General features: G+C 69.0%; 4 protein-coding genes. 1 reads left to right on the top strand and 3 read right to left on the bottom strand.

What is annotated here, in order from left to right; genetic code table 11:
- Together AC2VNT_RS09465 and AC2VNT_RS09470 are read right to left on the bottom strand one after the other, a co-directional pair.
- On the bottom strand, positions 1–170 hold a 170-nt coding region (locus AC2VNT_RS09465; protein ID WP_486946615.1), incomplete at its 3' end, for an MmpS family transport accessory protein.
- Positions 171–193: 23 nt separating this feature from the next.
- Positions 194–646, bottom strand: coding sequence for a hypothetical protein (locus AC2VNT_RS09470; protein ID WP_486946612.1), 453 nt, complete (start codon positions 644–646; stop codon positions 194–196).
- A gap of 170 nt (positions 647–816) precedes the next feature.
- On the opposite strand from AC2VNT_RS09470, the gene AC2VNT_RS09475 reads away from it, so the two are divergent.
- Positions 817–1,452, top strand: a complete 636-nt coding sequence (locus AC2VNT_RS09475) for a TetR/AcrR family transcriptional regulator (protein WP_486946613.1) — start codon at positions 817–819, stop codon at positions 1,450–1,452.
- 50 nt (positions 1,453–1,502) lie between these two features.
- Here the strand turns inward: AC2VNT_RS09475 and AC2VNT_RS09480 are convergent.
- The coding region (locus AC2VNT_RS09480) for an acyl-CoA dehydrogenase family protein (RefSeq protein ID WP_486946614.1) at positions 1,503–2,113 on the bottom strand (611 nt) is incomplete at its 5' end.

The raw sequence follows: 2,113 nt of genomic DNA on the forward strand, positions 1-2,113 counted from the left end.
CCGAACACCTGGTAGCTGAGCTTCTTCGGGTTGAACTCCGGGGGCGCCTGCGGCGGGTTGACCGTCAGAACCGGCCCGGGGGCCGACATCTGGTGGACCTGCGCCATGCACAGCGCGGCAACCCCGACCGCGGCGACCGCGACCAGCGGCATCCAGACACGCGCCAGCAGCCGCCGACGCGACGACGGCGGGCTCACTCGGCGACCGGAGCGGGGAGGTGCTTCTTCAGCTTCGCCACCCGCAGCAGCTGCCCGGTGATGTTGAGCGAGCTGAACATCGGGATCACCCCGATGAAGGTGCGTTCCGACGGCGTGGCGCCATGCAGCTGCTCGAGATTACCGAGCACGTAGAAGCAGCCCAGCGAGAAAATCGCGGCCGGGATGCAGAACGCCAGCGGCACCCGGTGGTCGGCGATGACGCGGCTGGCGAACTCCAACTCCTCGGGCGTGAGCGGTTCGCGGCGACGCACCTTGTTCAGGACCGTTTTGCGCGCCCCGATGCCCTCGCTGATCGGCAGCGGCGTGCGCGCACGCAGCCGCCGGATATGGAAGACAATGCCCGTTCCGGCGGCCAGCAACGCCAGGAAGGCGACCACCCCCAGGTCGCCGAAGAGGCGCCAGTTCGTGCCGAACATGTTCCAGTCCACGGCGATAGTCCTCTGATGCTGCCTGCCGTGACGCCACCGTGAGTTGGGTGATCTCACCACGACCGTCCTTTGGTGAATGCCCATTTACTATGACGAGGGTCGACATCGTTGTCAAGGTGAGTGATCATTTACGGAAGTGGGTTGGGTCGCAACCCGGAAAGGGGTCCGCAATGCCCCGCCTCACCCCCGAGCGGCGCGAGGCCCGACGCGCCGAGATCGTCGCCGCAGCCAGGCGCTGCTTCGCCCGCGACGGCTTCCGGCAAACCTCGATGCTTGAGATCGCGGCCGAGGCGGGCCTGTCGGCGGGAGCGCCCTACCGTTACTTCGCCGGCAAGGAGGAGATGATCGTCGAGATCGTCGGGGAGACGTTCGTGACCAGGACCGGGGAGCTGATGCGCCTCCTCGATCAGGGCCCGCCCCCGACGGTTGCCGACATCGCCGCCGCCATGATCGACCTGGTCGGTACCGAGGGCGTCGACGCCGCGGGCCGACCCATTCCGGTCGACGAGTTCCAGCGCTGTGCCGTCGAGGCGTGGGGGGAGCTGCTGCGCAACGACGATCGACGGCAGCAGGTGATGGCGGGCTTCGATCGTGCGCGTCAGGGGATCGTCGCGGCTCTGCGTCGAGGGCAGCGGGCCGGGACGATCCCCGCCGACCGGGATCCCGACCGGGGGACCCGGGTGGTGATAGCGCTGCTGCAGGGGTTCATCGTGCAGCGCACGGTCTTCGGACTCACCGACACCGACGGCTTCGTCCAGGACCTGCGCACGCTGTTGACCGGCGCCGCCGAGGCCGGAGATTCGTGATCGACCACAACGGGCCGGATGGAGCGGCCGGCCGGCCGGCCGCTTTTAGTTTAGTGCGGTAGCTCCCGAAACGGGGCGTTGCGGTACGGGTCGGGGTCCTTCGGCAGGCCGAGCACCCGCTCGCCGATGGTGTTTCGCTGGATCTGGTCGGTGCCGCCGCCGATCGAGGTGAAGTAGGCGTTCAGCGCCCGGAACGTCACCCCGTCGCCGGCCGGGTGCTCCGGGCCGGTCAGCATCGCCTCGGCGCCGACGATCTCGGTCTCCACCCGAGCCGTCTCGTGCAGGATCCGCGACATGGCGATCTTGCCCAGCGCGAGCAGGGCGGCCGCCTCGGTGCGGTCGGTTGCGGCCTTGGCGCGCTGGTTGTTCCACCGGTTGACGGTGGCCAGTGCGTCGACCCGGGCGATCTGCTGGCGGACGTGTGCGTCATCGAGCTTCCCGGCCTGCCGGGCCAGCTCCACCAGCCGGTGCTGCTGTTCCGGGGCCAGCCGACGGCTGCTCTTCGACGTCCGGGCCAGGTCGCCCATCAGCCGTCGCTCGTAGCCGAGTGCGGTCTGCAGCACCGACCAGCCGTCGCCGGGGTCACCGATCAGGTTCTCGGCGGGAATCGGGGCGTTCTCGATGAACACCTCGTTGAACTCCGACTCGCCGGTGATCTGGT

The organism is Mycobacterium sp. TH-M15, from assembly GCF_057473705.1.